An 18044-nucleotide genomic window follows, 5' to 3' on the forward strand; every position below is an offset into this window, starting at 1 on the left:
AAACAACTATGAATGAAGTGCATATTTTGCATAGAAACAATGCACAGAAATCATAACAAGAAAGTATCCAAGGCCAGCGCAGAACATAACCTGAAATTAATCAAATACCTCAGCAAAATGCTACTCGACTTTCTTCCTATACCCCCGTGGCCATTTTATCTACTACACTGAATTGTCGCATAAAAAACAGACAAGGAATTGTGAGCATGATCTATAACAAACCAGGAAGCGTCGGCGCTATTATTAATTTCAAACCTCAGTACCAAAATTTCATTGGCGGTAAATGGACTAAACCCGTTAATAACCTTTACTTTGACAACGCTTCCCCCATCGATGGCCAAGTGTTCTGCCAAGTACCTAGGTCAGGCTCAGTTGATATTGAACTGGCACTCGACGCCGCCCACGAGGCCAAAGCCAGTTGGGGCAAAACCTCGGTGACAGAGCGCGCCAATATACTGCTAAAGATCGCCGATCGAATCGAGCAAAACATTGAGCCGCTAGCGATTGCCGAGAGCTGGGATAACGGCAAAGCGGTACGGGAAACCTTAGCGGCCGACCTACCGCTTGTCGTTGATCACTTCCGTTATTTTGCCGGCTGTATTCGCGCCCAAGAGGGCAGCGCCGCCGATATCGATGCCAATACCGTCAGCTACCACTTTCCCGAACCATTGGGGGTTGTTGGCCAGATCATCCCATGGAACTTCCCGCTGCTGATGGCCGCGTGGAAAATTGCCCCAGCGATGGCTGCGGGTAATTGCATCGTACTCAAACCTGCCGAGCAGACGCCAGCTTCTATTCTGGTACTAATCGAGCTTATCGAAGACCTACTGCCAAAAGGCGTGCTCAATGTGGTTAACGGCTTTGGCACAGAGGCGGGCCAAGCTCTGGCCACCAGCAAGCGTATCGCTAAACTGGCCTTTACAGGCTCAACCCAAGTCGGTCAGCATATTTTAAAGTGTGCCGCCGAATCGTTAATTCCATCGACCGTCGAGCTTGGTGGTAAGTCACCCAATATCTACTTTGCCGATGTGATGGATCATGAAGATGAATATCTAGATAAAGCGGTTGAGGGCATGCTACTGGCGTTCTTCAACCAAGGCGAGGTCTGTACTTGCCCGTCACGGGCATTAATTCACGAGTCGATTTACGATAAGTTTATCGCCAAGGTGATTGAGCGCTGTAAAACAATTAAACAGGGCAACCCACTCGATACCGACACCCAAGTGGGCGCACAGGCCTCACAGGAGCAGTTCGATAAGATTTTAAGCTATCTAGACATAGGTAAAGATGAGGGCGCTGAGGTGCTGATTGGCGGCAACATATGTAAGCTTGAAGGTGAACAAAGCCAAGGTTTTTACATTAAACCGACCATCTTAAGGGGCACCAACGACATGCGGATCTTTCAAGAGGAGATCTTCGGTCCGGTGATCTCAGTGACCACCTTTAAAGATGAAGCCGAAGCCTTAGCCATTGCCAACGATACCGAATACGGTCTAGGTGCTGGCGTATGGACTCGCGATATGAACACCGCTCAGCGCATGGGGCGCGGCATACAAGCGGGACGAGTATGGATTAATTGCTATCACGCCTACCCGGCTCACGCCGCCTTTGGTGGCTATAAGAAGTCCGGCATCGGCCGTGAAACCCACAAGATGATGCTAGATCACTATCAAAATACCAAGAACCTACTGATCAGCTACGATGCGAATCCATTAGGCTTCTTCTAACCTAGCTTGTATCTCCAATAGACAAAATAATTGCAGATGCGGCAAGGCGACAAATGAATGCAGCCCCATGAGCTTAGCCTCCTAAGATAGTCCGCTAAGATACACTGCCAAGATAGTCTGCTAAGTAATTGGGGGGAATACGAGTCGTCAACACTGCAATCTCTTCAAGAAAGAAGGGGGAATAATGCAGACTGGCAGTTTCCATCGCTAGCCTGCATTATCCCTCCCTAAACCGTATCGCCAATCGGCTCACTTTTCAGCAAGTTGAGAGCTTTAGCTTCGGATTTCCAAACTGGAAACCATTGTTTGTCGGCTTTTCACTATAAGAATGCTTGTGTAGCACCTTAAACTATATCCATATAATATTAGTGGATAGTGCCCCATGACCATTGACAACAGATTTGCCCAAATCACTCGTGACCCTAACCTCTCACCAAAGCAAAAATCGAACTTCCTCGCCCTAGAAGCGGAAGCGAGTCTGCCCTATATGGCGATCTCCGATGCCGTAATCGAGGCCAAAGAGAGCGGTATTATCTGTGACATGTTCGAAGGTAACGCGCCATTCAAACCAAGATATGTACTACCCGACTACGCCAAGTTTCTGCAAAACGGTTCTGAGTATCTAGAGCTAAGCCCGGCGCAAGACTTAGATGAAGCGCTCAATGCACTGACAATCATCTATCACCATGTGCCATCGGTCACTAATATTCCTGTGTACTTAGGTCAGCTAGACGACATTCTACTGCCTTTCTGCCAAGGGCTAGAACCTGAAACAATCTACCGCAAATTAAAGCTATTCTGGATCATGCTAGACCGCACCCTACCAGATGCCTTTATGCACGTGAATATTGGTCCGACTGACAACATAGTGTGTCGCACGATTTTACGCGTCGATGCTGAGCTTAAGCAGATAGCGCCAAATCTGACCTTTATGTACGACCCACAGATCACCCCTGACGAGTTACTACAAGTTGCCGCCAGTAATATTTGTGAGTGCAGCAAGCCACATATCGCCAACTACCCATTGCATGCCAATAGCTTCGATGAAAAAGGTTTTGGTATCGTCAGCTGTTATAACTCGCTACCACTTGCGGGCGGTGCTAACACCTTAGTCCGCATCAACCTAAAAGAGGTGGCATTAAAGGCCTGCGGTGTAGACGACTTCTTTAACCAAGTGCTGCCACACTATTGCCAGCTGACCTATGAACTAATCGAGGCGCGCGCTAAGTTTTTGCATGAGGAGTCTAACTTCTTCAACAGCTTCCTCGTTAAAGAAGGTCTGATCGAAGAGTCGCGTTTCGCGCCTATGTTTGGCATTTACGGCATGGCTGAGGCCGTCAATATTCTGCAGGGCACGCCTAGCAACGACTATGGACATAATTCGGCGGCCAATGAACTGGGGCACAAGATCTCAAAAGCTCTCGACGCAATAGTGAAATCAACTCAGGTGAAATATGGCTACAACGGCCTAGCCTTATTGCACTCACAGGGCGGCATTAGCATAGATCGAGATGTCACGCCGGGAGTACGCATCCCTTACGGCACCGAACCTAATCCAATTGCTCACATTCAAGCCCTCGCCGAGCATCACCAGTATTACACCTCGGGCATTAGCGACATTCTCACCATAGATGAGACCATTAAAGCCAATCCAGAGGCGATGATGCAGCTGTGTAAAGGCGCTTTAAGCTTAGGCTTTCGCGAGTTTACCGCTAACGTGGCCTCAAATGACCTCGTGCGCGTAACTGGTTACATGGTAAAGCTGTCAGATATTGCCAGTTTTAAAGCACAAGGCTCACGTACCAACACCACATGGTTAGGCGCAGAGGCGGCGCAAAATACTAAGATTTTAGAGCGCCAACCTCGCGTAGTGGCAAATGAGCATGCGCCGGTATACGCCAAATAACGGTCAGGTAAGCGATTAGTAAAATAAGTTTGATTCAGGATGTAGAGCAAAAAGATGGGCAGAATCGCCACCGTAAACCAAATCATCCCCTTCTCTTGTGTTGATGGACCAGGCAGCCGCTTGGTCATCTTCCTACAGGGATGTAATTTTAACTGCAAAAATTGTCACAACCCGTACACCATAGATATGTGCGACAGTTGCGGCGACTGCGTGGTCACCTGCCCTGTTAATGCGCTCAGCTTGACCATAGATGAACAGAGAAAGCCTAAGATAGTCTGGGACAGTGACAAATGTACCCAGTGCGACATCTGCTTAACTACCTGCCCTAAGCAATCTAGCCCTAAGACACGCCAATACAGTGTGCCGCAGATGCTGGAATTGCTCCGCAGCCAAGTGCACTTTATCAACGGCATCACCGTCAGCGGCGGCGAAGCCACCCTGCAACTGCCGTTTATCATAGAGCTGTTTCAAGCTATTAAGACCAGCGAAGATTTAGCCCATTTAAGCTGTATGATCGACAGTAACGGATATTTAAGTGAAAGTGGCTGGCAACAAGTGATGCCCTACCTAGATGGCGCAATGATCGATCTAAAATCCTGGCAAGAGCACACCCATAGTTATATTACCGGCCGAGATAATCACCGTGTATTTAGCAGTTTAAAAATACTCGCCGCAGAGGGGAAGCTATATGAAATACGCCTACTGTATATTCCGAAGATCAGTGATATCGACAGTGAAGTTAATGCCATAGCAGGTTATTTAACCCAGCTACCCGCAAGTGTAAGAGTCAAGCTCAACGCCTTTCAACACCACGGGGTGACTGGCGAAGCGCTTAATTGGCCAACCTGCACAGAAGCACAGATGCAGCAGTTAGCCGCACAGTTGTCGCAGCGTGGGGTGGGAAATTTAGTTTTACCAACTGTGTATTTGTAGGCTTTGAGCTAAGCCTAAGGTTGTAGCTTTTGAAGCTAAAGCATCCGAACCTTTGCTCCACCAATTCTTAGGCTGAATCTGATGTATCTTCCGACATCAGTGGTTCCAATGGCCTGCGGCCAGCGTATGTGCAGACACTGCCGCGACACGCAGCAAGTCCATCCATGGAAGCTCGGCCATGACGTCCATGTCATGGACGGTCACGGCCGTATCTACACCAAGTTAGAAAAGCGAAATCTTTAACTCACTGCGTATATTTCGAGTGGGGAAAATCTAAAGCGATGAACCTTTAATTTATCGATGCTTAGGCAGCATTTGATGTAGCTTCCGACATAGCTGGTTCCAATGGCTTGCAGCCGGCGTATGTGCAGATACTTCTTAGGCACGCTACAAGTACGTCCATGTAAGCTCTACGATGGCATCCATGCCATCAAAGGCCTAAGCCGCATCTACACTGGGTTGTAAAAGCATTAAACCAGCACTTCGGCGTATCTAACTAAAAATTAATTACCTTCGAAGGCGTCTTAGTAAACCTTTATAGTCCGTTTGATTCCTTTCAATTTCCTTATTATTTTCAAACCTCAAAATATTGAAATCAGAAGTATCGCCACACCCGTGATATGAGTTAGCCAAACCACGTGCATCATCAAAAACCTTAAGAGTTTTTTCAAATTCTTGTAGTACTTTGTTTTGTTCTTTAGATGATAAGAAACTTAAGGAAAAATTCATTAACCTAATAAAACTGTCCCTTTCATCAAGGTAACACTTCTGTAAATCTGAGTAGTCTTTTTCGGAATTAGCATATACAACATTCTGAATATAACCTTCTAAAAAGCTATCAAATGATTCATATAGTGCCCTCAACTGCGTTTCTAAATTGACTATTGCTTTGAACTTCTCTGCGTGATCAAACTGACTTTTCCATGTACGGAGAGCATATAGTGCAATAAGCATGGTAGATACGGCTATAACAACACCACCAACTGAGGATAGAGCTTGTATCCAAGCGAGGGTTTCTTCTGTTGAAGCATCATATGAAACTCCTATGGCAATCCCAAGCATCACAAAGAGCACAGCCAACAGGCTACCGCTAATAAGGAATATAGTTTTCAAATAGGTTCAACCTTTACAAAATGTAAGCATAGACTAAATGGTGGCTATTTATTATCAAACAACTACCTTTCAAAACCTAATTAAAGTTATTGATTAGTAAGTCTTAATTAAGTATTCACCACTCACAGAGAACACCTATGCCCCATCGGAGTTGCCGAAGTGCGTTGGAATAAATTGCGTGATGCCGACATGGATGTCGGCGTAGCTTTCGCGGGGCAGGATGCCCCATCGGAAGCGTTAGCAATTTATCCATAAGCATGAGGATCAACAACTTCGTCGGGGCGGCAGGGGTGATCCAAGAGGGGATTGCTGTTGATCCCCTCTTGGCCGAGTGTGAGCTGGAAGCTAACGACCTTTATCAAACGAAGTTTGATGGCTTAAGTTCAGGCGCAGCCTGATAAGTGAAGTTGTTAGACGAAGTCTAGCTTTAATGCTCAAGTGCAACTTGATTAAATTGCATCGGCAATACCAAAACGCAAAGCAAAAAAAAGCACCCCTGTGGGATGCTTTTTTGTCTTTTTGCCTAACATGAATACAGACTTGTTAGGCTTTTCTAAGTTACCCGAGGGTAACTCAATGGGTATCCGATAATGTACGCAAGAGTCGGATTGAAAAGTAGTTCGGTCGAAGCTTCTAATAGCAATGCCTCAGCTCTGTCGAATCCGGCCCAGCCAGCGGAGCTAGCTAATGTCGAACTCCCAGTCGATTGAGTCTTCGCTATATCAATGAACTCTCCGACCTAAACCGCTGAGTTCAAGTTAGCAAAAAAATGTGACGCGCGTCAACATTTTTATCTTATAAATTTAAATACTGTTTAACATTTGCTCTAGAAACAATAATTCTGCTGATAAATAACCCAGCAGATCAATACAACATAATTCACTAATGTTGAATTGATTAGCCCAAGATTAAACCCTCGTTATTTAGTTGTTTGGTTTAACCTAAACAACCAATAACGGCTCAGTGTTATTAAACACTAAATCGACTCTTAAGCTCATTTAAACTCAGCTTGAGTAAACTCCAGCAACTGTTCATACAACCACCGCAAAGCGGGATCATTCATACTCTGCTTATGCCATACCAAGCTATAAGCCACCTTGCCATAATCGAGTGGCATCGCCTTAGTCACCAGCCCTTTCGCCTGAAAAGCAGTTTCCGCCCAACGCCGCGAGCTGGTAAATAGCAGTTCACTGTGATGACACAGTAACGCTGCACTACCAAAATCTGAAACCGAGATCGGTACCGCGCGATTACGCGACTGCTGCGCTAACTGCATCTCAAAAAATGGCACATTCAGATCGGAGTCGCTAATGCTGATATGACTGAAACTCAGGTAATCATCGATAGAGATCTGCGCCTGACTCGCCAATGGATGCTCTGGATTCATCAGACACACCATTTCATCGTTAATTAACGTCTCCCACACCAACTCCTGGCGAGAGATCGGTGGCTGACTCCTATCATGGGGTAACACAATAAAGTCCAAGCTGCCTTTGACTAATCCATCGAAGCCAATGCTCTCTTTAGCGAAAATATCTAAACGGATATTAGGCGCGAGCGTCAACATATGGGCCATAAATTTGGCCGCTAACAACTCAAAGGTACTCTCACGCATCGCCAATGAGAAACGCCCCTTATAGTCTGCGGGGTTAAACGCCTCTTGGGTTACCAGCTGATTCATATCATTGATGATTTGATGCACACTGGGGCCAAGTCTGCGGGCTAATGGCGTGGCCACCAGCTTGTTACCATGGCGGTAGAACAGCTCATCATCGAGACTCAGCCTCAGCTGACTCAGGGTTTTACTCACCGATGATGGGCTTAGACATAAACGCTCGGCGCTGGCGGTCACACTCAGGGTGTCGAGCATCACATGCAAGGTGATCAAGTGCTTCATGCTGATCCGAGAAAGTTTAGCGAGATCCATAAGTCTGCCTAAGAGAGTCGTCTATTCGTAAACGGGAATATAGACGCAAATCTCTTCAGGGTATATTGCTAAGACCAATATTCACGAGAGTCATCGCATATCGCTCACACCTTTATCGCCAGCGAACGCTAACAACATCCGTTTTCCGTGTTCGATTTTTTGCCGTATAATCTCGGCTCACCAATTTTTAGGTAGGCCAGCATGTTCCATATCGCGCTTTACGAACCCGAAATCGCTCCAAATACCGGTAATATCATCCGCTTAATCGCTAACAACGGCTGCAAGCTGCATCTGATTGAACCGTTAGGCTTCGATTTGGAAGATAAAAAACTACGCCGCGCGGGATTAGACTATGCCGATCTTGCCAATGTGACCCACCATAAGAACTTCGAGGCGTTCCTTGAAGCGATGGACGGCAAGCGCATCATGGCCTGTACCACTAAAGGCAGTCGTCCGCACTCAGAGCTGACTTTTAAGCAGGACGATGTGTTGCTATTCGGCCCAGAAAGCCGTGGCCTACCCGCCGATATTATCGATTCGATTCCAACTGAGCAGCGTCTGCGTATTCCTATGATGTCCACCAGCCGCAGCCTCAATCTGTCAAATGCCGTAGCGATTATCAGCTATGAAGCATGGCGCCAGTTAGATTACGCCGGCGTATAAAGTTCCTGACATAATGCTAAAAGCTATCCGTCCATAGGCTCGTTTCTGTCATAACTGTTCCAGACATAAAGCCAAAAGCTGGCCATCCATGGGCTCGTTTCTGACATAAATGTTCCAGACATAAAGCCAAAAGCTATCCATCCATGGGCTCGTTTCTGACATAAATGTTCCAGACATAAAGCTAAAATCTGGCTATCCATGGGCTTTTGCCATCAATGTTCCAGACATAAAAAAGCCGCGTTAGTCGCGGCTTTTTTATAACTAAATCCATTTACCTTTATCTCTTAACCAGCTAGCTCCTGTTAGGTTCGCCATCCTTGGCAAGGGTTCTTAAACTTTAGAACTCGTAACCTACAGCTAGGTTGCCTTGGACATCGCCACGACTGCCAGCTGACTTAGAGATACCCGCGCGGATAACGACTGCGTCAGTTGCACGATAGCCCATACCAATGGCAACGGCTTTCTTGTCACTGGCGAAACCTAGACCCACACCCACTTGCACTTTACCCACACCGTATGGCTGAGGTAGACCCGATAATGCGTTGGTCATAGCAGCGTTTTCATTCATGTAATCTTGGAAGCCATCAATACGATTTTCAAGCGCTTCAATCTTCTTGCTGTTTTCCTCGATAGCCTTGGTATTGGCATCAATACGGCCATCTAAACGCGCAACCTGAGCCGCACCATCACCACGGATTGCACGGTCTTGCTTGCTGAGCGTGTCAAAAAACTCTTTCAAAGCTGCATCTGTATCCACCTTCGATACCGCCTCAGCAATTGCCTTCTCGGCAACCTTAGCCACTTCAGCTTCAACAGCCTTTGCTGTGTCAGCATCGATCTCGACATTGCTCACTGCGTCTTCTATCGCCTTGTTTGCCGCGTTATTAGCAATTTGATTAGCTTCTGCACGCGCCGCTTTCAGATCGTCATCGGTAATCACTGTGCCACCACTGTTCTTAGCCGCTTCAACTTCTGCAGCAACGTCTGCAATGCGCTGACGGTTTTCACCAATATGTTCATGGTTTTGGCGAGTTTGCTTTTGAACCACAACCATAGCTTGTTGCGCTTCTTTGAAGTCACCATCAAGGTTTTGGAATTTAGTATCAACGTAGTCTTGACCTTTAGCTGCTAGGTCTTTGTAAGCCCCCTCGCCCTTAGCTAATGCGTCATCGTAAGCTACCTGACCGTCTTTGCGGATCTGGCTGTCGTCATAGCCCTTCTCAGCAACTTCATCGATACGCTTATCTAGACGCGCCGCTTCATCTGCACCCGAGTTGGCAAGATGGCTCATACGTGAATCAACACCTTTGCTTAAACCACTTAATGCCTGCTCTGCATCTTTACGCAATGCTGAATCATCAAAAGAGATATCATCGATACGCTTATTAAGACGCGCCGCTTCATCAGCACCCGAGTTGGCAAGATGGTTCATACGTGAATCAACACCTTTGCTTAAACCACTTAATGCCTGCTCTGCATCCTTACGCAATGCTGAATCATCAAAAGAGATATTATCGATACGCTTATCGAGACGTGCCGCTTCATTAAAGCCTGCTTTAGTCATGCTGTTTAGCGCCTGCTCTGCATCTTTACGGATTGAGTTATTCATCTTCACACGTTCAATTTCGCCTGTGCGTTGGACACCATTAGCCACCGACTCTAGCTTCGCCACTTCACGTGCGCCTTCAGCACGCAGAGAATTATAAGCAACCTCACCTTTATCAGCTAAAACCTCATGTTCTAGCTTAAGATCGGTAATTGCGTGGAAATTTTGACTAACTCCCTTAAATAGATTATCTACATCTTTATTTACGTGAGCAGCATACTCTGATGCTTCTCGTCTTAGTTGAGTATCGTCATAACCATCACGATTAATTCTGTCGATACGCTTATCGAGGCGTGCCGCTTCATTAATACCAGCTCTAGCCATGCTGTTTAGTGCATGGGCGCCGTCTTTACGCAATGCTGAATCATCAAATGCGATATCGTCGATACGCTTATCGAGACGAGCCGCTTCATTAAAGCCTGCTTTTGCCATGCTTTTTAGTGCTTGAACACCGTCTTTACGCAATGCTGAATCATCAAAAGCGATATCATCGATACGCTTATCTAGGCGAGCAGCTTCATTAAAACCAGCTTTAGCCATGCTGTTTAATGCCTGAACGCCGTCTTTACGCAATGCTGAATCATCAAAAGCGATATCATCGATACGCTTATCTAGGCGAGCAGCTTCATTAAAACCTGCTTTAGTCATGCTGTTTAGTGCTTGAACGCCATCCTTGCGAAGCACTGAATCATCAAAAGAGATATCATCGATACGCTTATCGAGGCGTGCCGCTTCATTAAAGCCAGCTTTTGCCATGCTGTTTAGTGCTTGAACACCGTCTTTACGCAATGCTGAATCATCAAAAGCGATATCATCGATACGCTTATCTAGGCGTGCCGCTTCATTAAAGCCTGCTTTAGTCATGCTGTTTAGTGCTTGAACGCCATCCTTGCGAAGCGCTGAATCATCAAAAGCAATATCATCGATACGCTTATCAAGACGTGCCGCTTCATCAGCACCAGAGGTATAAGCCGAATTTAGACGAGTATCGACATCAGCAGATAGATCCTGCATACGTGTTTGCACTGAGCTATCTAAGCTTTGTAGGCGAGAGTTAACAAACTCTCGTCCATCAGCGCGAAGCTGAGCATCATCAAACTTGTCAGTATTGATAGAGTCAATGCGCTCATCAAGACGAGCGGCTTCATCTGCACCAGAGGTATAAGCCGAATTTAGGCGAGTATCGACATCAGCAGATAGATCCTGCATACGTGTTTGCACTGAGCTATCTAAGCTTTGTAAGCGAGAGTTAACAAACTCTCGTCCATCAGCGCGAAGCTGTGCATCATCATAGCTATTGCTTGCAACTTCATCGATACGCTTTTCTAAACGAGCAGCTTCCATCTCACCAGATCTATGCAAGCTATTAGTTACCGACTCAAGGTTAATTAGTGACTCTTGGTGGCTCTCTACTACGTCAGCCATCGCATCAAAGTTGCCATTGATTTGATTGATGTCATTGCGACTTTGAGTTGCCTCATACTCAAGCTTCATAATATCTTTATCTTGCCGATGAGTGACTTCGTAAATAAAGTCGATGTCACCTTTATTTTCTTTAACTTGGCGCTCAATTGAGCTTGCTGCATTTGCTAGATTAATAGACAGAACAGATAAAACAGACAAGGCGATGATTGATTTTTTCACAGTAAAATACCCTAGTTGGTGTTAATTCCTGTGAAGCATTTTGTGGATTTGGTGATTACTAAACATCACTAAGAGAGTTAAGAAAGTTAGTATTAAAAACCAGCACTAACAGAAAGCCCCCACCTTTTCACTAGCAAGCTTAACTTTGGTGGTTTGAAACTGAGATTGGGATTTGGATTGGGATTGCAGAGCCATTGGAGATTGAGCTTCACTGACTGATATAGAGCCGCCTGATGGCTAGTCGGTGGCTCCAGACACAAGCCAAAAACAGCCCATCCATGGGCTCGTTTCTGACATAACTGTTCCAGACATAAAAAAGCCGCGATAGTCGCGGCTTTTTGCTGTGTATATTTAAGCGTTTACAGCACTAATCGAGCTAACTCTAATAGAGCCTAGCCACCAAAACCGACTTCGGTGATATCAACCTGCTTAACCTTACCATACTCTTTGGCAATCGGCGCTATCTTGGCCGCATTACCTATGATGACAAACTGTAGGTTCTGCTTCGGGAAGTAAGTGTCGATGAGTCGCTTTGATTCCTCTAGCGTTAAGCCATCCACCTTAGCCTGAAACTCATTGATAAAGGCATCGTCAAAACCATACAGGTACATATCTGTCATCAGTCCTGCAAGTTGAGCGCTGGTCTCATACTTAGGCGGGAACTGGCCCTTCACGTAGGCTTTAGCTGAGTCCAAGGTGGCTTGATCTAACCCCTGCTGCCACAGCCTTGCGTAGGTCTTCAGTGCAAGGTCGATGGTTTCCTTGGTGGTTGCCGTCTTAGTAAAGGTGCTGATCTTAAAAGTACCTGCGGCAGAGTAGGCACTAAAGCCTGAACGCGCACCATAGGTTAGACCGGCATTGACGCGTAACTCATCATTTAGCCATGAGGTAAAGCGGCCACCTAAGATAGTATTGACCACTGTGAGCCCAACAAAATCTGGGTTATCACGGCGAATGCCCATACCGCCAATCAAGAAGGTAGTCTCGATAGCATCAGCTTTATCCACCAGCAACACATCGGCCTCATCCAACTTAGGTAGACCTTTTGACAGATCGACTAAGGTGACAGGCTCAGAGTCTTGCCAATCTGCGAACAGACTTTCTAGCTTGGCCTGCATCTGTGCAGGTTCAAAGTCACCCACCACGCTAATGGCGGTATTCGATGGCTGATAGTAGCTCTTATGGAAAGCGCGCAGCTGCGCAATAGTAAGCTGTGCTAACGAATCACTGTTACCCGAAGTGGCATTACCGTAGGGATGCTCACCGAAAACCTGCTTATCGAAGTAGCGACTGATCACCGCTCGCGGGCTCTCTTTCGATTGCGATAAGCCGGCGATTTCTCGCTGGCGCAACTTATCGAACTCAGTGGCGTCAAAATCTGGCGCAAGCAACATATCCTTGATTAGCGGCAGCATCTTGTCAGCGTCTTTCGCCATAAAGTTAGCACTGATATAACTGCCCTCTTTACCGGCACCACTGCTTAAGCTTGCCCCTAAGAAATCCACCTCTTGCTCTATCTCAAGCTTGCTCTTACCGCCAGCACCTAGCATCAAGCCTGCAGCGGTCATCTCTGCGACACCTGAAGTGGTGTCGTTGACGGCTCCCGCTCGAACTATAGCGTCCACAGTGATGAGTGGCACTTCACGCTGGGGCATCATATATACGGTTAAGCCGTTAGAAAGCGTTATCTTTTGATAGGCAGGAACACTAAAGCTGCCAGTATCGACTGACTTGGGTGCATCTGTGACGGCGCAGCCAGTGAGCGCCAGTGTTCCCGCAACGGCCATCGCCGTGAGCAGCTTCTTTGATTGCAGCAGGGCTGCCGAGGTGCTTAGGGTTGAATTACACTTTCTCATTGGTCAGCCTCCTCGGTTGCAGCCAGTACGGCAACGGTGCGATTTGCACGTTTCAGGTAAGTTTGCGCCACACGCTGAATATCTTGCGGCGTCACCTTGTTATAGGCCTCAGGTGCGTTAAACAGCTTGTCGTAACTACCAAAGAACAACTCATAGGTGCCTATGGTATTGGCCTTACCGTTGATTGTTTCCATGGCGCGATAAAAGCCCATTAGCTTGATATTTTTTACCTTCTCAAGCTCCTCTTCAGTTACACCGTCGCGAGCAATGCGATTGATCTCACTGATCATCGCATCTTCGAGCTCTGGCGCTGTCACACCAGGGTTCGCAACGCCCATCACGTAAAACAGGTTAGGGTCGAATGACATCGGCATATAGGTATCGACTTCGATGGCGACCTGCTTGTCGATTAGGCCTTGATACATGCGTGAGCTGTTACCCGTGGTCAAAATTGATGACAGTAGATCCAGCGCATAATAGTCGGCATTTGAGGTGGCCGGAATATGGTAGCCCAGCATCACATTAGGGGTACTTACCGATGCCTTTTGTACGAAGACGCGGCGCTCACCTTTTTGTAACGGCTCTACGGTTTTCACCTCTCTTGGAGGGGCTTGTGCAGGAATGGGGGCAAAATATTTATCGGCTAATTTCTTCACGTCGGCCAGCTTCACATCACCGGCAATCACTACAACGGCATTGTTCGGTGCGTAATAGGTTTTGTGGTATTGGGTCAAATCCTCTAACGTCCAAGCGGCAATATCTGACTCATGACCGATAACCGACCAGCTATAAGGGTGCGCTCTAAAGGCGGCGCCTTTAAGCTCTTCTTGCAATACACGCCAGTTAGAATTTTCCAGCCCGGTTAATCGCTCTGAGGCCACGACACCACGCTCACTCTCGACCATCTGCTCATTGATATCGAGGTTCTCGATACGATCGGCTTCGAGATCAAAAATGGTTTCAAGAGCATTGGCAGGGAACCAGTCGGTATAGACGGTGAGGTTCTCGGTGGTATAGGCGTTGTTTGCCCCGCCCGCAGCTTCCATGGTGCGGTCGAACATCTTAGGGCCATATTTCTTCGAACCGTTAAACATCATATGTTCGAAGAAGTGGGAGATCCCGGTGATCCCCGGCACCTCATTGCGTGAACCCACCTTCCAAAAAAGGTACATATTGGCGTTAGGTATTGAGCTATCTTCCAGTACCATGATCTTCATGCCGTTATCCAAAGTAAAACTCTGGATATCTTTGGCCTGCGTTGCTTGTACCATTGGCGTCGCTAGTAGCAGGCCAATAGACAGTATCAACGCCTTTGTATAGCGTTTCATTATTCGCTCCTTGTTTAAGCACCCTCGCCATCAAAAAATGGCGGAATGTCATTCCCCGATCTTGACTCTGAACGGCAGTGATTAGCACTGTGCGATCATTAACCACAATAAAATCTGTTAACATCAAAAAGCAAATTGTCATGAAAATCAAATGAACAGTGACAAACATTTGTAAGCTCTGGTTAATCAGACATAAGACGAGTAGCATGCTAACTTCAATTACGCTTAGTATAATTTCGCTTTATAACCTATTTCATTGACCGAAGGACGCTTATGTCATCAGAAAAGGATTTCAGCACATTAGATAATCTCGCCTGCAATACTGAGGTGCATCTACAACTGCTGACGCCGACAAAAACCATACGTCTTCGCAGTCGCTTAATCGGTGTGGATCCCGGACGTGCAGTGATCTTAGCCCATGGCAATGATAAGGCTTGGCGAGGTTCGAGTGCGTTTATCACCGACAAGCAGAGCGTAATAATTAGGGTGGTCAATAGCGATGAACAAGATGCCAGTATCTTAGCCTTTAGAAGTAATATTCACCAAATTATCACAGTGGTTGGGCGCTGGATTGTCATCCGCTACCCAAAAGAGCTGCAAACGGTCTCCCTCAGGCAGCACTCACGCATTCCAATCAATATATGCGCCAGCCTTACAACGATAGACTCAGATGAGACCATTTCGACAGGCTACCTAAGGGATATCTCCATTAAAGGAGGAGCCTTTGTCAGCGAGGCGAGAGGTCACTTTAACGTCGATAGCCAATATCGACTTAAGATGGATTTCAATGGCGAGGAGGAGAGTATCTCTATCACCATCAAAAACCAGCAAGAGCTGGATCCCTCTTCAAGACTCGCTCAATATGGGTTTACGCTCGATGCCGATGAAGAAAAGAGCGAACGCTTGGTGCAGCAAATCATCTTGCAGCACCTAAACCAGTAACCACTAGCGATTCAAAGGGTTAGGCCCCTCTAAGCAGTCACACTCAAGAGCGACTTAAACACTGAAAGTGCTTAGCTTACTGTGCTAAAAACACCTGTTCTATCTCATGTAGCAACTGCGGCGACTTAAGCTCGGTTTCCCCTGTCATCAAGAAGGAGAAGTTCTCTGCGATGATCTCTTCGGGATGAATAATATAGTTAGTATTGCGGCCGATCTGGTTAAAGAAGCCTTTAAATTCAGATACCTTTACAATTTGTGCATCATTAGGATCATAAGCTGCCATATTAGGCTGCTCATCACTGCCGATAACCACGAACATGAACTCGAGGTAATCGAAAAACTCACCGCCCCTCTCTAAGCTGTATTGCTTGTCATCTGAGTACAGAATCGGCACCACCCAGACCATTTTCCCCTGGTAACTGACCCTGATGGCAAAGTCATTAATCGGTGCATCTGGGTTGGTTATTTTTTGCTTAGCAACCGATGTGGGGAAAACGATTTCCCCCACAGGATAGAAGCCGATCGCTTGATAAAGCTTTCGCTTCATTTCAGGATTGAAGCGAGAGTATATATGTAATAATTCATGGGCGATTAAGCCTGGCAGCCTTGGCTCGTTGGCAAGCTGCTTCTGCTGCAGCACGATAGCCTGCCCACGAGTATAAGCGGCGCCGCCCTCCTCTAGCCCAGTCGTCTTAATAAACTCAATGGGCATAGGTAACACTACTTTCAATGCCTTCAGCTTAGGTTGAAGCAGGGCAAATGCTTGTGTCACTGCAGCGCGCTCTTGGGGCGTCCAATCTAAGGTTTGATCAGCGACAAAGGCTAAGTAATCAGGCTTACTCGGACTATCTTCTCGCTTCATCCTTGAGGCCATATCAAATTGGCTGATCCCACGCACGAAATCATCCTCTTGAGTCAATACTTCGGCTGCAACGTCTTTACTCAAGAAGCTAATCGCATCATGGCTTGCGGCTAGGGCGGCGCTCGATAGCGTCACGCTCAAACAGATCCACAGCGAGTAGATAAATGTCCATCTTGTTATTCTCATGTCGTTCATTCCTTTGTCTATTACTTATCGCAAACACTCACGCCGCAAGCCAACACCATTAAGGCTTACAAACTTAAGGTTTGGTAAACAGGACTACATCATTACCCAGTACTTCAAGTGTCCAGCCGTAATGCTGTGCTATCCACTCGAAAGTTGCCGTTGAGTAAAAGCGAATATGTGTTGGATCGCCTTTATAATGCCAGCTGCTGAAAGCCTCAAGATCGCCTGCACGCTTAGTCATAATCACCAGTATACCGCCCGGCTTTAACAGGCTGTCTAATGTCGCTACTAAGGATTGAGCATCTGCGACATGCTCAATCACTTCAGTGATAGTGACGAAATCATATTGCTGCTGCAGCTTTTGAGGCTCGTTACAATAATAGAGATCATAATTATCAACTTTAATGCCCTTTTCTGCCGCCATCACACTGATTGTGGGCCCAGGGCCGCAGCCAAAATCCAGGCCCTCGGCATCTTGCGCCACTCGCTCTAAAACAGGATCCAGTGCCCTTGATAAAAATTTACGGTAGCCGAGATCATCAGGATTATTTTGATGCTGATCGTAAACCGCTTTTTCCTCCTCGCTGTTGAGTAGGAAGCTGTCTGGAACACTGACCAGCTGGCAATTATCGCAGCGCTGATACTCTCTAAACTTATCTTGATGGAAAGCCTGTAAACTAGGCTGCTGACACAGGGGACAAATACTCACTGGATATTCCTAACTCTACTCATTGCGTAATAATTAACTATTTAAAAGGTTTGGGGATTTTACGTTCGCGACTTGCCGCTTCCTTGGCTTCCCGCAAATACTTCGCTTGGCGAGACTCCCGCTGGTTAAATTGCTTCTGTGCCTTCTCTCTTTGCTCGCTTTCCCAATCACCAGATTCCTGTCTTTCGAGCACTTTCTTCTGTCGCTCCTCAGTCTGCTTCGCAGCATCACGAGCTTTTTGCAGCTGTTCGCTCTCGACCCGCAACTTAGCTTTTTCCGCTTTTTCTGACAAAGCGTCGGCACGATTCGTTGCAGGCTCCGCTGCAATCGACTCAAGACTGACCAAGGTCGTCATAGTCATCAGCAATACGAGTGGGAGCGATCGGATATGTCTCATGGCCACTTTCATTCCTTTTCATAAGAGGCTTATCTATATCGCCTATTTTAACCAATTCATTCACATTGACACTGCCTTTTGTTCAACGCTTTAGAATATTAGCCTTTTAATTTATAAATAGTTTGTAAGTTCAAATAGTTAAATCGAACCCTATCCATCAATTATTAAAGATAAGTTCAAGTCTATTCTTGCAGATTAATATTTTTTTTTATGTAAATGTTCTCTAGATTCAATTTTGTTACATC

General features: G+C 46.5%; 14 protein-coding genes. 6 read left to right on the forward strand and 8 right to left on the reverse strand.

Annotation, left to right across the window (positions count from 1 at the left end; translation table 11 throughout):
- Window positions 1–206 precede the first annotated feature (206 nt).
- The 3 genes from exaC (at window position 207) to JMA39_RS15845 (ending at window position 4566) form a co-directional block, all read left to right on the forward strand.
- On the forward strand, window positions 207–1727 hold the full coding sequence (exaC, locus tag JMA39_RS15835) for an acetaldehyde dehydrogenase ExaC (RefSeq protein ID WP_202722825.1): 1521 nt from the start codon (window positions 207–209) through the stop codon (window positions 1725–1727).
- 382 nt (window positions 1728–2109) lie between these two features.
- A complete protein-coding gene (locus JMA39_RS15840; RefSeq protein WP_202722826.1) occupies window positions 2110–3633 on the forward strand; it encodes a YjjI family glycine radical enzyme in 1524 nt (507 codons plus the stop codon).
- Between the two features lie 54 nt (window positions 3634–3687).
- On the forward strand, window positions 3688–4566 hold the full coding sequence (locus tag JMA39_RS15845) for a YjjW family glycine radical enzyme activase (protein ID WP_202722827.1): 879 nt from the start codon (window positions 3688–3690) through the stop codon (window positions 4564–4566).
- Window positions 4567–5073: 507 nt separating this feature from the next.
- On the opposite strand, the gene JMA39_RS15850 is transcribed toward JMA39_RS15845, so the two are convergent.
- Window positions 5074–5679: a hypothetical protein gene (locus JMA39_RS15850; RefSeq protein ID WP_202722828.1), complete on the reverse strand. Its 606-nt coding sequence runs from the start codon at window positions 5677–5679 to the stop codon at window positions 5074–5076.
- Window positions 5680–5936: 257 nt separating this feature from the next.
- On the opposite strand from JMA39_RS15850, the gene JMA39_RS15855 reads away from it, so the two are divergent.
- A complete protein-coding gene (locus JMA39_RS15855) occupies window positions 5937–6077 on the forward strand; it encodes a hypothetical protein (RefSeq protein ID WP_202722829.1) in 141 nt (46 codons plus the stop codon).
- 596 nt (window positions 6078–6673) lie between these two features.
- Here the strand turns inward: JMA39_RS15855 and JMA39_RS15860 are convergent.
- Window positions 6674–7606 (reverse strand): LysR family transcriptional regulator, encoded by a 933-nt coding sequence (locus tag JMA39_RS15860; RefSeq protein ID WP_202722830.1) that lies wholly within the window; start codon window positions 7604–7606, stop codon window positions 6674–6676.
- A gap of 201 nt (window positions 7607–7807) precedes the next feature.
- On the opposite strand from JMA39_RS15860, the gene trmL reads away from it, so the two are divergent.
- Window positions 7808–8269 (forward strand): tRNA (uridine(34)/cytosine(34)/5-carboxymethylaminomethyluridine(34)-2'-O)-methyltransferase TrmL, encoded by a 462-nt coding sequence (gene trmL / locus JMA39_RS15865; protein WP_202722831.1) that lies wholly within the window; start codon window positions 7808–7810, stop codon window positions 8267–8269.
- A 337-nt stretch (window positions 8270–8606) separates the two neighbouring features.
- On the opposite strand, the gene JMA39_RS21430 is transcribed toward trmL, so the two are convergent.
- The 3 genes from JMA39_RS21430 to JMA39_RS15880 form a co-directional block, all read right to left on the reverse strand.
- Entirely contained in the window at window positions 8607–11519 is a 2913-nt protein-coding gene (locus tag JMA39_RS21430) for a YadA C-terminal domain-containing protein (protein WP_202722832.1), read from the reverse strand.
- 392 nt (window positions 11520–11911) lie between these two features.
- Window positions 11912–13306 carry a M16 family metallopeptidase gene (locus JMA39_RS15875; protein ID WP_373316325.1) on the reverse strand — a complete coding sequence of 465 codons (1395 nt, stop codon included), beginning with the start codon at window positions 13304–13306 and terminating at the stop codon, window positions 11912–11914.
- Between the two features lie 65 nt (window positions 13307–13371).
- On the reverse strand, window positions 13372–14703 hold the full coding sequence (locus JMA39_RS15880) for a M16 family metallopeptidase (protein ID WP_202722834.1): 1332 nt from the start codon (window positions 14701–14703) through the stop codon (window positions 13372–13374).
- Window positions 14704–14976: 273 nt separating this feature from the next.
- Between JMA39_RS15880 and JMA39_RS15885 the strand changes: the two genes are divergently transcribed.
- Complete coding sequence (locus JMA39_RS15885; protein WP_202722835.1) at window positions 14977–15645, forward strand: PilZ domain-containing protein; 669 nt, start codon at window positions 14977–14979, stop codon at window positions 15643–15645.
- Window positions 15646–15721: 76 nt separating this feature from the next.
- On the opposite strand, the gene JMA39_RS15890 is transcribed toward JMA39_RS15885, so the two are convergent.
- The 3 genes from JMA39_RS15890 to JMA39_RS15900 form a co-directional block, all read right to left on the reverse strand.
- The gene (locus tag JMA39_RS15890; RefSeq protein WP_202722836.1) at window positions 15722–16693 is read right to left on the reverse strand and encodes a hypothetical protein; all 972 of its coding nucleotides are present in this window, start codon (window positions 16691–16693) and stop codon (window positions 15722–15724) included.
- A gap of 73 nt (window positions 16694–16766) precedes the next feature.
- Window positions 16767–17402 (reverse strand): class I SAM-dependent methyltransferase, encoded by a 636-nt coding sequence (locus tag JMA39_RS15895; protein WP_202722837.1) that lies wholly within the window; start codon window positions 17400–17402, stop codon window positions 16767–16769.
- A gap of 37 nt (window positions 17403–17439) precedes the next feature.
- Entirely contained in the window at window positions 17440–17799 is a 360-nt protein-coding gene (locus JMA39_RS15900; RefSeq protein ID WP_237732859.1) for a hypothetical protein, read from the reverse strand.
- Between the last annotated feature and the right edge of the window lie 245 nt (window positions 17800–18044).

The sequence above is a fragment of the Shewanella schlegeliana genome (assembly GCF_016765635.1).
Classification (GTDB): domain Bacteria; phylum Pseudomonadota; class Gammaproteobacteria; order Enterobacterales; family Shewanellaceae; genus Shewanella; species Shewanella schlegeliana.

What these genes read in the sequence shown, in the direction of transcription:
- JMA39_RS15875 (WP_373316325.1), bottom strand. Translation starts at nt 13,306, where the DNA reads ATGGCCGTTGCGGGAACACTGGCGCTCACTGGCTGCGCCGTCACAGAT.
- trmL (WP_202722831.1), top strand. Translation starts at nt 7,808, where the DNA reads ATGTTCCATATCGCGCTTTACGAACCCGAAATCGCTCCAAATACCGGT.
- JMA39_RS15845 (WP_202722827.1), top strand. Translation starts at nt 3,688, where the DNA reads ATGGGCAGAATCGCCACCGTAAACCAAATCATCCCCTTCTCTTGTGTT.
- JMA39_RS15890 (WP_202722836.1), bottom strand. Translation starts at nt 16,693, where the DNA reads ATGAGAATAACAAGATGGACATTTATCTACTCGCTGTGGATCTGTTTG.
- JMA39_RS15880 (WP_202722834.1), bottom strand. Translation starts at nt 14,703, where the DNA reads ATGAAACGCTATACAAAGGCGTTGATACTGTCTATTGGCCTGCTACTA.
- JMA39_RS15860 (WP_202722830.1), bottom strand. Translation starts at nt 7,606, where the DNA reads ATGGATCTCGCTAAACTTTCTCGGATCAGCATGAAGCACTTGATCACC.
- exaC (WP_202722825.1), top strand. Translation starts at nt 207, where the DNA reads ATGATCTATAACAAACCAGGAAGCGTCGGCGCTATTATTAATTTCAAA.
- JMA39_RS15840 (WP_202722826.1), top strand. Translation starts at nt 2,110, where the DNA reads ATGACCATTGACAACAGATTTGCCCAAATCACTCGTGACCCTAACCTC.
- JMA39_RS15855 (WP_202722829.1), top strand. Translation starts at nt 5,937, where the DNA reads ATGAGGATCAACAACTTCGTCGGGGCGGCAGGGGTGATCCAAGAGGGG.
- JMA39_RS15885 (WP_202722835.1), top strand. Translation starts at nt 14,977, where the DNA reads ATGTCATCAGAAAAGGATTTCAGCACATTAGATAATCTCGCCTGCAAT.
- JMA39_RS15900 (WP_237732859.1), bottom strand. Translation starts at nt 17,799, where the DNA reads ATGAGACATATCCGATCGCTCCCACTCGTATTGCTGATGACTATGACG.